Genomic DNA, 13,854 nt, shown 5'->3' with positions numbered 1-13,854 from the left:
CATGGGCCACACGCTGTCGGGCGCGGCACGCAGGCTGTCCGAGACCGGGGCGCCGCAGGCCGAGGGCGCGCTGGCCCGGGTCGATCCGCGCGCGCGCATCCTGGCCGCGCTGCTGTTTGCCGTCGTCACCGTGGCGCTGTCCACGCTGACCGCGCTGCTGGCCGCGCTGGGGGGCGCGCTGGCGCTGCTGGCGTTGTCGCCCATGCCGGCCCGCCGCACGCTGCGCCGCATGATCCTGATGGACGGGTTCATCCTGTTCATGCTGGTCCTGCTGCCCTTCACCGTGCCGGGCGAGGCGATCTTCACGCTCTGGGGGCTGACAGCCTCGTGGCAGGGGCTGGCGCAGGCGATCGAGATCGGCCTGACCGCCAATGCCGTGGTGCTGGCGCTGATGGTGCTGGTCGGCTCGATGGAGCCGGTCACGCTGGGCCACGCGCTGCACGCGCTGCGCTGCCCCGAGCGGCTGGTGCACCTGATGATGTTCACCATCCGCTACATCGAGGTGCTGCACGAGGAATACCAGCGCCTGCGCGTCTCGATGAAGGTGCGCGGCTTCCGGCCCGGCACGAACTGGCACACCTATCGCAGCATCGGCTATCTTGTCGGCATGATGTTGGTCCGGGCCATCGAACGCTCCGAACGGATCCTCGACGCCATGAAATGCCGCGGCTTCGACGGGCGGATCCCCCTGTTGGAGCGCTTTGCCTATGCCCGGCGCGACGCGGTCTTTGCCGGCGCCATGCTGGCGCTCTGCGCGCTGCTCGGGGCGGTCGAGGTGCTGGCATGAGCCTGATCGAACTCGACACCGTGTCCTTCGCCTATCCCGGTCATGCGCCGGTGCTGGACGGGGCCTCGCTGTCGCTGGGCCCGGGCGAGCGGCTGTCGCTGACCGGGCCGAACGGGGCGGGCAAGTCCACGTTGCTGCGCGTGATCATGGGGCTGTTGCGCCCCGATGCGGGCCGGGTTCGCGTCTTCGGGCAGGAGCGGCGCGACGAAGCCGATTTCCACGAGGTGCGCCGCCGTGTCGGGCTGGTCTTCCAGGATCCCGACGACCAGCTGTTCTGCCCCACCGTGGTCGAGGACGTCGCCTTCGGGCCGCTGAACCTCGGCAAGAGCCGCGAGGAGGCGCGCGCCATCGTCGATGACGTGCTGACCCGGCTGGACCTGATGCACCTGCGCGACCGCATCACCCATCGCCTGTCAGGCGGCGAGAAGCGGCTGGTCACGCTGGCCACCGTGCTGGCCATGACGCCCGAGGTGCTGCTGCTGGACGAGCCCACAAACGCGCTGGACGAGGAGAACGAGGCGCGGCTGATCGCGATCCTGAACACGCTGCCGCAGGCGATCCTGCTGGTCAGCCATGACGCGGGATTTCGCGCGCAGGTGGCGCCGCGCGCGGTGCGGCTGCGCCAGGGCGTGCTGACCTCCGAGCCGCGCCCGGCCTAGGGCGCGCGCAACAGGTAGGTGTCCATGATCCAGCCATGGCGCGCGCGGGCGGCGGCGCGCGCCTCTTTGATGCGCGGCCCGGCCTCGGCCAGCGGGCCGGCCTCGAGGATCTGCTCGGCCATGCCCAGGTAGGCGCCCCACCAGATCTGCAGGTCGGGCCGGTCCAGCGTGTCGAAGCTGCACGCGCCATCCAGCATCACGACCACGGTTTCGGCCCCCTCCGGCCAGCCGTGATCGCGCAGGCGTCGCCCGGTGGTGACCGTGACCGGCCCGTTCACCGTGTTGAACGGGATCGCATGGGCCGCGGTCAGCGCCTGCAGCGCGGTGATGCCGGGGATCACCCGCAGGCGCGGGGCCGGGCGCAGCCGCTCGGCGATGCGCAGCGTGCTGTCATAGAGTCCCGGATCCCCCCAGACCAGCAGCGCCACCGGCCCGTCGACCTCGGTCCCGGCCAGCGCCGCCTGCCAAGCCTCGGCGATCTCGTCATGCCAGCGCGCCACGCGGTCCTGGTAGGGCAGGGCGGGGTCGCGCACCGGCATGGCAAAGCGCACGATCCGCGCCGTGGCCCCGGCCTCGCGCGCCATGGCGAGGCGCAGATCGGCCAGGTCCTCCTTGCCCGCGCCCTTCTGCGGCACGAGGATCAGGCGGGCGTCGCGGATCGCCTGCCGTCCCTCCAGAGTCAGGTGGCCGGGATGGCCGGTGCCGATGCCGATCAGCCAGAGCTCAGTCAAAGCCGACCCCGATCTCGGCCAGCGGGCCGTAGAGGATCAGCGCCGGCTTGTTGCCGATCTCGGCCGACAGGCGCTGGACCAGCGCGGACAGGGTGCTGCGATACAGGTTCTGCTCCGGCGTGCTGACCGCCTCGGCCAGCAGGGCGGGCGTGTCCTCGGGCAGGCCGCGCATGACCAGCTGTGCGGCCAGCTTGGGAAAGGTGCGCTTGCCCATGAAGACCACGGTCGAGGCCGTCGGGTCGGCCAGCGCATCAAGGTTGATGTCCTCGGGCAGCTGGCCGCTGATGTCATGGCCGGTGACGAACTGCACGCGCCGCGCGGTCAGTCGCCGGGTCAGCGGGATGCCCGCCGCCGCCGCCGCCGCCACGGCCGAGGGCACGCCGGGCACGATCTCGTAGGGGATGGCCGCGGCGCGCAGCGCGACCAGCTCTTCCTCCAGCCGGCCGAACAGCCCGCCATCGCCGGATTTCAGCCGAACCACGCGCTGGTCCATCTGCGCGTAATCCACCAGCAGGCGGCTGACATGGTGCTGCTTGGGCGAGGGGCGGCCGGCGCGCTTGCCCACGCCGACCAGATCGGCACCGGCGCGCGCATGGGCCAGGATCGGCCCCGAGGACAGGTCGTCGAAGAGCACCGCGTCGGCGCGCTTCAGCCGGTCCACCGCCTTGAGGGTCAGAAGCTCGGGGTCGCCGGGGCCGGAGCCGATGAAGCTGACAAAGCCGCTCATGCCGCCCCCTCATCCGAGATCAGGTGGAAGAAGGTGCCGCTGACATGTCCCCGATGCGAGCCGGTCTCGGGCACGGGCGTGCCATCGGCATCGGCCACCGCGGCCAGCGCCGGGTCGGGCTGCTCGAGAATGGTGGAATAGTGGAACTCGTGCCCGCGCAACGCCGTCCCCGGGGCAAAGCCGGGCAGCGGCGCCTCCAGCACGGCGCGGCGATAGCCGAGGTGGAACTTGCGCTTCTCGTAGCTGGTCACGAGGCCCAGCAGCCCGGCCATCTCGTGCCGCGTGCCTTCCTTGTCGATCAGCGCCTGTCCCAGCGCCATGTAGCCGCCGCATTCACCATGCACCGGCCGGGTCTCGGCATGTTTGCGCAGCCCGGCCAGGTAGGTGCCGGCGGCGGCCAGCCGGCCGGCATGCAGCTCGGGATAGCCGCCGGGCAGCCAGACCAGATCGGCGTCGGGTGCCGGCGCCTCGTCGGCCAGCGGCGAGAAGGGCAGGATCTCGGCCCCCGCCGCGCGCCAGCCCTCCAGCAGGTGCGGGTAGGTGAAGGAAAAGGCCGCGTCCCGGGCCAGCGCGATGCGTTGTGCCGGCGGGCGCGGCAGGCGGCCGGTGGGCGCGGTCTGCACGGTGCCTGCGGCTGCCTTGCGGATCGCAGAGAGGTCCACATTCTCGCGCAGGAAGGTCGCATAGCCCGCGATGGCTTGGTCCAGATCGGGATGTTCCACCGCCTGGATCAGGCCGAGGTGCCGCTCGGGCAGGGTCAGGTCGCCGCGCCTTGGCAGCACGCCCAGCACCGCGATCCCGGCCCGGTCCATGCCCGCGCGCGCCAGCCGTTCGTGCCGGGGCGAGGCAACGCGGTTCAGGATCACGCCGGCAAAGGGCAGATCGGGCATGTAGGTCTTGAACCCCAGCGCCGTGGCGGCGGCCGATTGCGCCTGCCCGCCCACGTCCAGCACCAGCACCACGGGCCAGCCCATGCGCCGCGCCGTCTCGGCGCTGCTGCCAAAGCCGCTCTGCCCGGGCGTGGCGACCCCGTCGAACAGGCCCATGCTGCCCTCGGCGATGCACAGATCCGCGCCCGCCGCCTCGGCCGCGATCCGGTCGAGCAGGCCGGGCCCCATCGCCCAGGTGTCGAGGTTGTAGGACGCCCGCCCCGCCGCGGCGAGGTGGAAGGCCGGGTCGATATAGTCCGGGCCCGACTTGAAGGGCTGTACCACCAGCCCGTCCTCGGCCAGCGCGCGCAAGAGCCCCAGCATGACGGTGGTCTTGCCGGTGCCGGAGGCGGGCGCGGAAACAAGCAGACCCTCAGCCATCCTGCGCCTCGCTTTCCGGCGTCCAGCCGGCCCAGGGGCTCTCGGCGCTTTGCGGGCGGTAGCGGCGGTCATAGGCGGCGGCGTAGAGGCAGCTTTCGTCGAACCCCTCGCCGGCCAGAGCCGGGCCCACGAGGATCAGCGCGGTGCGCGTGATCCCCGCATCCAGCTGTGCCTCGATATCGGCCAGCGTGCCGCGCAATATGCGCTGGTCAGGCCAGCTGGCGCGGAAGACGATGGCCACCGGGCAATCGGGGCCGTAGGCGGGCGCGAGGTCCTCCACGACCGAGGCGAGGTTCTGGATCGACAGGTGAATGGCCAGCGTCGCGCCGGTGGCGGCAAAATTGGCCAGCGTCTCGCCTTCGGGCATCGACGAGGCCCGCCCCGGCGTGCGCGTCAGCACCACCGATTGCGCCAGCCCGGGCAGGGTCAGCTCGGTGCCCAGGGCCGCGGCGGCGGCGGCGAAGGACGGCACGCCCGGCGTCACGCTGACGGGGATGCCCTCGGCGCGCAGGCGGCGCAGCTGTTCGCCCATGGCCGACCAGACCGACAGGTCGCCCGAATGCAGCCTCGCCACGTCATGGCCCCGCGCATGGGCGGTGCGGATCTCGGCGATGATCGCGTCGAGATCCATCGGCGCGGTGTTCACGATCCGCGCGCCGGGCGGGCAATGCGCCAGAACCGCCTCGGGCACCAGCGAGCCGGCATAAAGGCAGACCGGGCAGGCCGCGATCAGGTCGCGGCCGCGCAGGGTCAGCAGGTCGGGTGCGCCGGGACCGGCGCCGATGAAATGGACGGTCATGTGCTCTTTCCCATGGCGAGCGCGCAGGTCGCCCGTTGATCGGCCGAGACCATGCGCGCCGTCAAGAGCCGCGCGCCCGGACCGGCGGCGGCCAGCGCGGCGGCCTCGGCCACCGATCCGGTGCCGCGCGCGGCCTGCGAGGCCTCGGATTGCGTGGTGGTTCGGGCCGCCTGCAGGGCCTGCACGCCCACGCCATGCACCGGCAGGCCCACCGCCTCGGAGAACCCGGCAAAGAGCGGCGTCAGCGCCTTGTCCTCGGCCGTGGCCAGCGCATCGGGCGCCAGCGCGCCGCGGGCCTGTTCATAGGCGTCGCGCAGGCTGTCTGCCGTGGCGCCGGCGCGGAAGCCGAACCCCGCGACGATCACAGCACCGTGCTCCAGGTCACGACCGGGTAGGCCGCCGACCAGCCGCGGCGCGGGCCAAGTGGCGTGGCGCGGGCGATCTCGATCCGCATCAGCTCGCCGCCCAGCGTGGCCTGCGCCTGCGTCAGCAGCGCCTCGCTCTCCAGCGTCACCGCGTTGGCCACGATCCGCGTGCCGGCGGGCAGGGTGGCCAGACGCTCCAACAGCGCCTGCGACAGCCCACCGCCGACAAAGACCACGTCCGGCGCCTCCAGCCCTTCCAGCGCGGCGGGCGCGGCGCCTTCGACCAGCTGCAGCCGATCGGCGCCCAGCCTGTCCGCATTGGCGCGGATCCGGGCCAGCCGGTCGGGGCGGGGCTCGATGCAGGTGGCGCGCAGGCTGGCATGGCTCAGCAGCCATTCGATCGCGATCGAGCCCGAGCCGCCGCCGATATCCCACAGGTGCTCGCCCGGACGTGGCGCCAGCGCCGAGAGGGTCAGAGCGCGCACCGGCTGCTTGGTCATCGTGCCGTCGCTGTCGAACCAGCTGTCGGGCCGGCCCGAGGCCAGCGGCAGCACCGCGCCATCCCCCGCGATCTCGAGCGCGGCGCAGACCGGGTGGGCAAAGCCCGTCGCTGGCAGCGCATGGGCCACGGCCTCGGTGATGCGTTCGCGCGGGCCGCCCAGGGCCTCCATCACCACCATGCGGCTGGCGCCAAAGCCCGCGTCGCAGATCAGGTCGGCCAGTTCGGCCACCGCCGCGCCGTCGCGCAACAGCACGATCATTCGCGCCTCCGGTGCCAGGGACGGGCGCAGGCGGCTCAGCGGTGCCGCGTGCAGCCCGTAGCACCCCGTGCGGTCCAGCGCCCAGCCCAGCCGGCTGGCGGCCAGCGCAAAGCTGGACAGGCCGGGCAGGGCGCGCCATTCGCCGGGCGACAGCCGTCCGGCCAGCACGCTGCCCGCGCCGAACCAGAACGGATCGCCCGAGGCCAGCACGCAGACAGGACGCCCGCGCAGGGCCATCAGCTGCTGCACCCCGTCGGCAAAGGGCACCGGCCAGTCGATCCGCTCTGCGGCAAGGTCGGGCAGCAGCGACAGGTGGCGCGGCGGGCCCATGACGATCTCGGCCCGTTCCAGCGCGGCACGGCTTGCGGGCGACAGCCCATCCGGGCCATCTTCGCCCAGACCGATGATCGTCAGCCACGGAGCCTCAGACATGGACCCCAACCTGCTTGTGCTGGGCGGCACGACCGAGGCCACGGCGCTCTGCCGTGCGCTGGCCGAGGCCGGGCTGCGCGGTACGATCTCTTTCGCGGGCCGCGTCGCGCGGCCGGTGCGCCAGCCGCTGCCGCAGCGCGTGGGCGGGTTCGGCGGGGTGGCGGGGCTGCGGGACTACCTTGAGACCCACGGTATCACCCACGTGGTCGATGCCACCCATCCCTTCGCCGCGCAGATGAGCGCCAATGCGGTGGCGGCCTGCGACGCGGCCGGCGTGCCGCTGATCGCGCTGACCCGCGCGCCGTGGCAGGCGCGGACGGGCGACGACTGGACCCATGTGCCCGACATTGCCGGTGCCGTGGCCGCGCTGGACCGGCCCGCCTGTGCGGTGATGCTGGCCGTGGGGCGGATGCACCTGCCGGAGTTCACCGTGAACCCGCAGCATCGCTACCTGCTGCGCCTCGTCGATCCGCCGCGTGAGCCGCCGGCCTTCCCGCGCCATCACGTCGTCGTCGATCGCGGCCCCTTCACGCTGGAGGGCGACCTGGCGCTGATGCGCGCGCACGGGGTCGACCTGGTCGTCTCCAAGAATGCCGGCGGCACGGGGGCCTATGCCAAGATCGAGGCCGCCCGGAGGCTGGGCCTGCCGGTTATCATGATCGACCGCCCGCGCATCCCGCCCCGGCGCGAGGCACATGGCGTTTCGGCGGTGCTGGACTGGATCGCTCATGAGGCGACCGATCTCGGCGTGTAGACGATGGGCGCACCGTCGCGCGCGATCACCCGCGTCTGCGACGAGCCCACCAGCACCATGGTGCGCATGTCGGCCATCTCGGGTGTGCAATCGGGCAGGGGCACCACGCGCAGTTCCTCTTCTGGGGTCGAGACGGCGCGGGCAAAGATCACCGGGCGGGCATCGCCGCAGGCGGTCTTGAGCAGGTCCAGCGTGCGGGCGAACCCCTCGGGCCGCGCTTTGGAGCGGGGGTTGTAGAAGGCCATGGCGAAATCGGCCTCGACGGCAAGGCGCAGGCGCTTCTCGATCAGCGCCCACGGCTTGAGATTGTCGCTGAGGTTGATGGCGCAGAAATCATGGCCCAGCGGCGCCCCGGCGCGCGCGGCGGCGGCCAGCATGGCGGTGATGCCGGGCAGCACCGCGATGTCGAGGTCCCGCCAGGCGTCGGGCCCGGCCTCGACCGCCTCGAAGACGGCCGCCGCCATGGCAAAGACACCGGGATCGCCCGAGGAGACCACGACGACGCGCCGCCCTTCGGCCGCCATCTGCAGCGCGTGGCGCGACCGGTCGATCTCGACCCGGTTGTCGCTGGCATGCAGGGTCAGACCGGGCCGCTCGGCCACGCGGGCGACATAGGGAATGTAGCCCACCACGTCGGTCGCCGCGTCCAGCGCCTCCCGGACCTCGGGGGTGACTTGCGCCTCGGCGCCCGGGCCCAGCCCCGCGATCTTCAGCCAGCCGCTCATGGCCGGCGCCCCTGCCCATGCACCACGATGATCGAGAAATAGGGCGTCACCTTCTCGCCCGCTTCGGACAGGCGCATCACGCTCTGCCCGCCCATGCTGGCATATTCCACCAGCCAGGCCGCGTCGAAGCGGCCCGCGGTGGCCAGCGCGCGGCGGATCTTGTCGATGTTGCGGCCGATTTTCATCACCACCAGCGCGTCGGCATCGGCCATGCGGCGGGCCAGTTCTTCCTCGGGCAGGGTGCCCATCAGCACGCAGAGCACGTCGTCGCCCCAGGTCACCGGCGCGCCGGTCGCGGTCCAGGCCGCCGACATGCCGGTGATCGCGGGCACCACCGACACGGGCACCACGCCCGAGAGCCGGGTGTAGAGATGCATGAACGAGCCGTAGAAGAACGGGTCGCCCTCGCAGAGCACCACCACGTCCTCGCCCGCCTGCACCAGCGCGCGCAGCCGCTCCGTGCACTCGGCATAGAAGGCCGAGAGAAGCTGGTTGTAGCGCGGATCGCCAAGCGGGATCTCGGTCGTGACCGGGTATTCCATGGGGATTTCCCGCGCGCCGGGGGCCAGCATCCCCTCGACGATGCCGCGGGCCTGGCCGCGCCGGCCGGCTTTGCGGAAGAAGGCCACGTTGCGTGCCCCGCGCACCAGCCGATCGGCACGCACGCTCATCAGCTCGGGATCGCCGGGGCCGAGCCCCACGCCATGCACCGTGCCGGTCATTCCGCGCGGCTCGCGATGGCGTTGATCGCCGCCACGGTGATCGCGCTGCCGCCCAGCCGCCCCTCGACGATGCAGCAGGGCACCGGCTGGTCGGCCCAGAGCGCTTCCTTGCTTTCGGCCGCGCCGACGAAGCCCACCGGGCAGCCGATGATCGCCGCGGGGCGCGGGCAGGCGGGATCTTCCAGCATGTTGAGCAGGTGAAAGAGCGCCGTGGGCGCGTTGCCGATCGCCACCAGCGCACCCTCCAGATCGGGGCGCCAGAGCTCCAGCGCGGCGGCCGAGCGGGTATTGCCCATCTCGCGCGCCATCTCGGGCACGCGGGGGTCCTGCAAGGTGCAGATCACGGCGTTGTCGGCCGGCAGGCGCGGGCGCGTCACCCCTTCGGAGACCATGCGCGCATCGCACAGGATCGGTGCGCCACCTTCCAGCGCGGCGCGGGCCACGGCGCCGAAGCCGGGCGAGAAGCGCACGTGACGCTCCAGCCCCACCATGCCGGCGGCATGGATCATGCGCACGGCGATGGGCTCTTCATCGGCATCGAACCGGGCCAGCTCGGCCTCGGCCCGGATCGTGGCGAAGCTCTGCCGGTAGATCGCGGCGCCGTCTTTCTCGTAGGTGTAAGGCATTCAGGACAACTCGGTCAGGTCGGGGATCTGGGCGGGCGCAAGGCCGCGGCGCGCGGGCTCATCCCATGGGGCGCCGTCGCGCACAAGGTCGAAGGCGCCGTCGCGCCCGGTCAGGGTAAGATCGGCAGTGCGCGGATGCGCGCAGCCCTTGGCACAGCCCGAGACATGCAGCGTGCCGCGGACCCGCCCGGCCAGCCGCGTGGCGAGCGGCCGGGTCTCGACGCTGGCCTGCGGGCAATAGGGCGCGCCGGGGCAGGCAAAGGTGGTCATGCGCGGATCGCCGGGGCGGGTGACGAAACCGGGGGCTTCCTCCGGCTGCGCATCCAGCAGCAGCAGGCGGCGGCCCAGCATCAGGCGCAGACCGCTGGCTCCGCTGGCCGTTATCAGCTGCTCCAGCGCCGCCGCCTCGATGCTGCCGAAGGGCGCGCCCAGCACGGTTCCCAGCGGCCCGGGCCCGATATCCGGCCCGCCCTGCGGGGGTCGGGGCGCGACCTGCTGCCAGTCGGCCGGCAGCGCTGTGTCGCGCAGGTGGCGGGCCATGCGACCCTGCGCCGGGCCGCCGGTCTCGACGAACCAGCCCACCAGCGCCGACAGCGCCGCCATCGCGCGTGCCTCGTCCACGGGGCGCCCCAGCGCGGCGCCATCGGCGCGCAGGATCAGCCCGCCATCCGCATCGCGTTCGAACCGGAAATCGGCCGAGCCGTCGGTCAGGCAGGCCGCGCCGCCGGTGTCCAGCGCGAAGCCCATCTTGCCCGGAAGCTCCGGCAGGTGCGGCAATTGGCCCAGCAGCGCGGCGTGCAGCCGGTCGGTCAGGTCGCCCGCCTGCCAGTCCGGCGGCATCAGGACGTTGCGATGTGCCTCGACGGCTGGTTCGGCATCGATCAGCCCCAGCCCGTCCAGCGCCTGCAGCAGCGCCGGGTGATCGGGCTCGGCCACGCCGCGGATCTGCAGGTTGGCCCGGGCCGTCAGGTCCAGCGTGCCATTGCCGAAGCGCCGCGCCAGCGCGCAGAGCCCGGCCACCGCCTCGGTCGACAGCGCGGCGCGAAAGGGGCGCACGCGCACCACCAGCCCGTCGCCCGACAGCATCGGCCGGTGCGCGCCGGGGCACCAGCCCCTGACGTGCGGCGCGCTCATGCGCGGGCCTCCAGCGCGGCGGCGATCGAGTTGCGCCGCGTCTGCCACAGCCCCGCCGCCATCAGCGCGCGAAAGCGGTCTCGCATGGCGGCATGCGCCTCGGGGTTGGCGTCGCGCAGGAAGGCCTCGGTCTCGGGGTCGCCCAGCGTCGCCTCGTGGTAGAGATCGAAGAGATGCGGCGCCACGGCGCCGGCCAGCTGCGCGAAGGCGGCCATGTGGTCCAGCGTGGCGGCGATCTCGGCCGCGCCGCGGAAGCCGTGCCGGCGCATCCCCGCGATCCAGTCGGGATTGGCCGCGCGGGCCTGCACGACGCGGGCGATCTCCTCGGGCAGGGCGCGGGCGCGCGGGCGGGCTGGATCGGTATTGTCGAGATGCCAGGTCCGGGCCTGCCCCCCGGTCACGGCCTGCGCGGCGGCAAATCCGGCCTCGTGCGTGGCGTAATCGGCGGCCAGCAGCAGGTCGGTCTCGGGCAGGTCCTGCGGGTGCACGAAGGCATCCGCCCCGGCCACGCGGGCCTGCAGCCCGTCCATGTCGCGCGCCGCCGCATCGCCGTCCAGCGCCCAGGCGCTGGCCGCCAGCCAGGCCTCGCCGGCGCGGCGGCGCGCCTCGGGAGTGAAGGTCTCGGGATCGGCGCCCATGCCCAGCCCGAATTGCCCCGGCGCGGGGCCGTAGACCCGCGACAGGTCGGCCCGGCCCACATAGGGGTTCCAGTCCGGCGCCTCGTCCCGCGCCGCCAGCGCCCGCACCGCCTGCGCGAAAAGCGCCGAGAGCGTGGGGAAGACGTCACGGAACAGGCCCGAGACGCGCAGCGTCACGTCGATCCGCGGCCGCGCCAGCTCGGCCACGGGCAGCACCTCGATGCCCGAGACCCGTTCGGATCCCGCGTCCCAGACCGGGCGCACGCCGATCAGCTGCAGCGCCATGGCGAATTCCTCGCCCGCGGTGCGCATGGTGGCCGAGCCCCAGAGATCGACCACCAGACCGCGTGGCCAGTCGCCCTCGTCCTGCAGGTGGCGGCGCACCAGCTCCTCGGCCAGCCGGCCGCCCTGCGCATAGGCAGCGCGGGTGGGCACGGAGCGCGGGTCGGTGGTGAAGATGTTGCGCCCGGTGGGCAGCACGTCGGCTCGCCCGCGCCAAGGCGAGCCCGAGGGGCCCGGCGCGATGCGCCGCCCGTCCAGCGCGTCGATCAGCGCGGCGCGCTCGGCCGCGGCCGCCGCGGCGATGGTGTCGGGGGCAGCGGGATGCGCGGCGCCGTCGGCCGGGTCGGGGGCGCGGCCCCAGACATGCAACCCGTCGCCGAACTGGCTTTCCTTGACGTCGCAGACGAAGCGGTCGATCCGGGTGATCGCCTCGGCCGGGCAGGCGGCCCCGTCGAGCCCCAGATCCGCCTCGACCCCCAGCGCCTGCGCCTCGGCGCGGATGTCGCCCTGCAGCCGGTCGCGGCGCCGCGGGTCCAGCCCGTCGGCATTGGAGAACTCGTCCAGCAGCGCCTCGAGCCGGACCAGCCGGTCGGGCGTGCGCGACGCGCGCATCGGCGGCGGCACGTGGCCCAGTGTCAGCGCGCCGATGCGCCGCTTGGCCTGCGCCGCCTCGCCGGGATCGTTCACGATGAACGGGTAGAGCACTGGCAGCGCGCCGGTCAGCACCTCGGGCCAGCAGCCATCCGACAGGGCGACCGACTTGCCCGGCAGCCATTCCAGCGTGCCATGCGCGCCGATATGGACCAGCGCGTCCAGCTGCATCTGCAGCCACAGGTAGAAGGCGACATAGCCGTGACGGGGGACGCGGGACAGGTCGTGATACTCGTCCTCGCGCGCGGCGGGCGTGCCGCGTTCGGGTTGCAGCCCGACCAGCACCTTGCCGGACCATGCGGCGGCAAAGCGGAAGGCGCCGTCGGTCACGTCTTCATCGTCTTCGGGCGGGCCCCAGGCGGTCTTCAGGTCGTCGCGCAATGCCTGCGGCAGCCGGTCCAGCGCGGCACGGTAGTCCGCGACCGGCCAGCGGATCTCGCGCAGCTGCATCCGGTCCAGCAGCCCCGCTTCGGGGGCGGTGTTATAGCCCTGCGCCGCGAGATCCGACAGGATCGCGCGCGCCGATGCCGGTGCATCCAGCCCCACCGCATGGCCGGCCTGCCAGTCCTTGCCGGGATAGGTCGACAGCAGCAGCCCGACGCGGCGCGCGGACCGCGGCCTCGCGGCCAGCCGCAGCCAGCCATGCGCACGGTCGGCGATGGCCTCGATGCGCGCGGGCTCGGACCGGTGGGCGGTGCGGGCAAATTGCAGCTGCGGATCGCGCTGGCCCGGCTCCTTGAACGAGGCGACGCCCGCGAAGAGCCGGCCGTCGACCTCGGGCAGAACCACATGCATGGCGAGGTCACCGGGCGAGAGGCCGCGCTCGGACCCGTCCCAGGCGTCGCGGGTCGAGGTGGCCAGCGCCACCTGGAAGACTGGCACGCCGGCGGCGTCGAGCGGCGAGGCCCCGGTCTCGCCCGCGCCGCTGAAGGCGGTCGCGTTGACGATGCCGGCGGGGGCCAGCGCGGCCACCTGACGGCGCAGCCAGCGCGCCGCCTCGGGCGCCTTGAGCGAGGGGGCGAAGAGGCCCAGCACCTCGTAGCCGCGCGTGCGGAAGGCGGCAAACAGCGCCTCGACCGGGGCGAGGTCGGCAGCCACCAGGTAGGAGCGGTAGAACACCACCAGCAGGCGCGGGCGCGGCGGGGCGGTTACGGTCAGGACCGGGCAGGTCACGCCGGTCTCGGGCGTCCATGCGCCGACCTGCGGCAGGGTCTTGGCGCCGCGCACCGGTCCGGCATAGAGCCCGGCGGCCAGTGCCAGCTGCGCCAGCGCCGCCTGCGCGGCCACCGCGCCGCCGGTGTCGCAAAGATGTGCCAACCGCCGCAGGGTCGAGACCGGCAGGGTCGAGACCGCGTCGAGCCTCGGGTCCTCGCGCCCGTCGGCCGGCAGCACGGCCAGCGCGATGCCGCGTTCGGCCGCCAGCGCGGCGACCTGCTGCAACCCGTAGGCCCAGTAGGGCACGCCGCCGATCAGCCGGATCAGGATTCCCTTGGCGCCGGCCAGCGTCTGCTCGACATAGGTGTCGACCGAAAGCGGGTGGCGCAGCGCGGCGAGGTTGGCCAGCCGCAGCGTCGGCAGCCGCCCCTCGGACCCGCCGCCGCGATGCCAGCCTTCTGCGAAGGCGCCAAGATCGCTGTCCGAGAAGGACAGCACCACCAGGTCGGCCGGGCTCTGGCCCAGGTCGGTGGGGGTGTCGGTCTCGTCGAGCCCGTGGCTTTCGCGGAAGATGACATGCATAGGCGTGGTCCAGG

14 protein-coding genes are annotated in these 13,854 nt (G+C 73.1%); 3 read left to right on the top strand and 11 right to left on the bottom strand.

Going from position 1 to position 13,854, the window contains the following annotated elements; genetic code table 11:
- Nucleotide 1: 1 nt before the first annotated feature.
- Nucleotides 2-787: a cobalt ECF transporter T component CbiQ gene (gene cbiQ / locus AVJ23_RS01540; RefSeq protein WP_058860386.1), complete on the top strand. Its 786-nt coding sequence runs from the start codon at nt 2-4 to the stop codon at nt 785-787.
- On the top strand, nt 784-1,446 hold the full coding sequence (locus AVJ23_RS01535; protein WP_058860385.1) for an energy-coupling factor ABC transporter ATP-binding protein: 663 nt from the start codon (nt 784-786) through the stop codon (nt 1,444-1,446). Before cbiQ ends, AVJ23_RS01535 begins: the two co-directional genes overlap by 4 nt.
- On the opposite strand, the gene cobF is transcribed toward AVJ23_RS01535, so the two are convergent.
- Genes cobF through AVJ23_RS01505 form a run of 6 tightly spaced genes read right to left on the bottom strand, consistent with a single transcriptional unit; the run spans nt 1,443 to nt 6,571 of the window.
- Entirely contained in the window at nt 1,443-2,177 is a 735-nt protein-coding gene (gene cobF, locus AVJ23_RS01530; RefSeq protein WP_058860384.1) for a precorrin-6A synthase (deacetylating), read from the bottom strand. The genes AVJ23_RS01535 and cobF overlap by 4 nt on opposite strands.
- Complete coding sequence (gene cobA, locus AVJ23_RS01525) at nt 2,170-2,904, bottom strand: uroporphyrinogen-III C-methyltransferase (protein ID WP_058860383.1); 735 nt, start codon at nt 2,902-2,904, stop codon at nt 2,170-2,172. The genes cobF and cobA overlap by 8 nt, the downstream gene beginning before the upstream one ends.
- Nucleotides 2,901-4,214 (bottom strand): cobyrinic acid a,c-diamide synthase CobB, encoded by a 1,314-nt coding sequence (locus AVJ23_RS01520; protein ID WP_058860382.1) that lies wholly within the window; start codon nt 4,212-4,214, stop codon nt 2,901-2,903. Before AVJ23_RS01520 ends, cobA begins: the two co-directional genes overlap by 4 nt.
- A complete protein-coding gene (cobM, locus tag AVJ23_RS01515; RefSeq protein ID WP_058860381.1) occupies nt 4,207-5,013 on the bottom strand; it encodes a precorrin-4 C(11)-methyltransferase in 807 nt (268 codons plus the stop codon). Before cobM ends, AVJ23_RS01520 begins: the two co-directional genes overlap by 8 nt.
- Nucleotides 5,010-5,378 (bottom strand): cobalamin biosynthesis protein, encoded by a 369-nt coding sequence (locus tag AVJ23_RS01510; RefSeq protein ID WP_058860380.1) that lies wholly within the window; start codon nt 5,376-5,378, stop codon nt 5,010-5,012. Before AVJ23_RS01510 ends, cobM begins: the two co-directional genes overlap by 4 nt.
- Entirely contained in the window at nt 5,375-6,571 is a 1,197-nt protein-coding gene (locus tag AVJ23_RS01505; RefSeq protein ID WP_058860379.1) for a bifunctional cobalt-precorrin-7 (C(5))-methyltransferase/cobalt-precorrin-6B (C(15))-methyltransferase, read from the bottom strand. The genes AVJ23_RS01510 and AVJ23_RS01505 overlap by 4 nt, the downstream gene beginning before the upstream one ends.
- On the opposite strand from AVJ23_RS01505, the gene AVJ23_RS01500 reads away from it, so the two are divergent.
- Nucleotides 6,570-7,325, top strand: coding sequence for a cobalt-precorrin-6A reductase (locus tag AVJ23_RS01500; RefSeq protein ID WP_058860378.1), 756 nt, complete (start codon nt 6,570-6,572; stop codon nt 7,323-7,325). The two genes, AVJ23_RS01505 and AVJ23_RS01500, sit on opposite strands and share 2 nt — an antisense overlap.
- Here the strand turns inward: AVJ23_RS01500 and cobJ are convergent.
- From cobJ to cobN, 5 genes are read right to left on the bottom strand one after another with little or no spacing between them, the layout of a single operon-like run.
- The gene (gene cobJ / locus AVJ23_RS01495; RefSeq protein ID WP_058860377.1) at nt 7,298-8,050 is read right to left on the bottom strand and encodes a precorrin-3B C(17)-methyltransferase; all 753 of its coding nucleotides are present in this window, start codon (nt 8,048-8,050) and stop codon (nt 7,298-7,300) included. The two genes, AVJ23_RS01500 and cobJ, sit on opposite strands and share 28 nt — an antisense overlap.
- The gene (locus AVJ23_RS01490; protein WP_058860376.1) at nt 8,047-8,772 is read right to left on the bottom strand and encodes a precorrin-2 C(20)-methyltransferase; all 726 of its coding nucleotides are present in this window, start codon (nt 8,770-8,772) and stop codon (nt 8,047-8,049) included. Before AVJ23_RS01490 ends, cobJ begins: the two co-directional genes overlap by 4 nt.
- Nucleotides 8,769-9,398: a precorrin-8X methylmutase gene (locus AVJ23_RS01485; protein ID WP_058860375.1), complete on the bottom strand. Its 630-nt coding sequence runs from the start codon at nt 9,396-9,398 to the stop codon at nt 8,769-8,771. The genes AVJ23_RS01490 and AVJ23_RS01485 overlap by 4 nt, the downstream gene beginning before the upstream one ends.
- Complete coding sequence (locus AVJ23_RS01480) at nt 9,399-10,532, bottom strand: ferredoxin-like domain-containing protein (RefSeq protein WP_058860374.1); 1,134 nt, start codon at nt 10,530-10,532, stop codon at nt 9,399-9,401.
- Nucleotides 10,529-13,840 (bottom strand): cobaltochelatase subunit CobN, encoded by a 3,312-nt coding sequence (gene cobN / locus AVJ23_RS01475; protein ID WP_058860373.1) that lies wholly within the window; start codon nt 13,838-13,840, stop codon nt 10,529-10,531. The genes AVJ23_RS01480 and cobN overlap by 4 nt, the downstream gene beginning before the upstream one ends.
- Nucleotides 13,841-13,854: the final 14 nt, after the last annotated feature.

The organism is Pseudoponticoccus marisrubri, from assembly GCF_001482405.1.
In the GTDB taxonomy this organism is placed as follows: Bacteria; Pseudomonadota; Alphaproteobacteria; order Rhodobacterales; family Rhodobacteraceae; genus Pseudoponticoccus; species Pseudoponticoccus marisrubri.
This window is presented reverse-complemented; position numbering and strand designations above follow the sequence as displayed.

Bases quoted from the DNA above. Each gene is read 5' to 3' on its own strand.
- cbiQ (WP_058860386.1), top strand. From the start codon at position 2: ATGGGCCACACGCTGTCGGGCGCGGCACGCAGGCTGTCCGAGACCGGG.
- AVJ23_RS01535 (WP_058860385.1), top strand. From the start codon at position 784: ATGAGCCTGATCGAACTCGACACCGTGTCCTTCGCCTATCCCGGTCAT.
- cobA (WP_058860383.1), bottom strand. From the start codon at position 2,904: ATGAGCGGCTTTGTCAGCTTCATCGGCTCCGGCCCCGGCGACCCCGAG.
- AVJ23_RS01520 (WP_058860382.1), bottom strand. From the start codon at position 4,214: ATGGCTGAGGGTCTGCTTGTTTCCGCGCCCGCCTCCGGCACCGGCAAG.
- cobM (WP_058860381.1), bottom strand. From the start codon at position 5,013: ATGACCGTCCATTTCATCGGCGCCGGTCCCGGCGCACCCGACCTGCTG.
- AVJ23_RS01500 (WP_058860378.1), top strand. From the start codon at position 6,570: ATGGACCCCAACCTGCTTGTGCTGGGCGGCACGACCGAGGCCACGGCG.
- AVJ23_RS01505 (WP_058860379.1), bottom strand. From the start codon at position 6,571: ATGTCTGAGGCTCCGTGGCTGACGATCATCGGTCTGGGCGAAGATGGC.
- cobJ (WP_058860377.1), bottom strand. From the start codon at position 8,050: ATGAGCGGCTGGCTGAAGATCGCGGGGCTGGGCCCGGGCGCCGAGGCG.
- AVJ23_RS01490 (WP_058860376.1), bottom strand. From the start codon at position 8,772: ATGACCGGCACGGTGCATGGCGTGGGGCTCGGCCCCGGCGATCCCGAG.
- AVJ23_RS01485 (WP_058860375.1), bottom strand. From the start codon at position 9,398: ATGCCTTACACCTACGAGAAAGACGGCGCCGCGATCTACCGGCAGAGC.
- AVJ23_RS01480 (WP_058860374.1), bottom strand. From the start codon at position 10,532: ATGAGCGCGCCGCACGTCAGGGGCTGGTGCCCCGGCGCGCACCGGCCG.
- cobN (WP_058860373.1), bottom strand. From the start codon at position 13,840: ATGCATGTCATCTTCCGCGAAAGCCACGGGCTCGACGAGACCGACACC.